This window comes from Aquirufa sp. ROCK-SH2, from assembly GCF_054558315.1.
In genome coordinates this window covers 1-250 of the sequence record NZ_JBPXKB010000025.1, presented here as the reverse complement: position 1 = coordinate 250, position 250 = coordinate 1, and the positions used below count along the sequence as shown (strand labels likewise).

The 250-nt window shown below is 41.6% G+C and carries 1 protein-coding gene; it reads left to right on the top strand.

Going from position 1 to position 250, the window contains the following annotated elements; translation table 11 throughout:
* On the top strand, positions 1–250 hold a 250-nt coding region (locus V7S79_RS12255; protein ID WP_459490884.1), incomplete at both ends, for an Ig-like domain-containing protein.

Sequence of the window (250 nt, the reverse complement as noted above, 5' to 3'; positions counted from 1 at the left end):
ACCTCAACAGTAACAGTTACACTAAAAGATGCGAATAGCAATCCAGTTTCTGGTAAGACAGTTGTATTAACAGATGATAGCACAACATCAACGATCTCAGCAGCAAGTGGTAGCTCAGATGCAAGTGGAGTAGTAACCTTTACAGTTACAAACACCATTGCAGAAACAGTTATTTACTCGGCAACAGGAGATAATGTGAGCATTACCGATACAGCTAGAGTAGCCTTTGTGGCAGGAGCAGTTAGTGCAA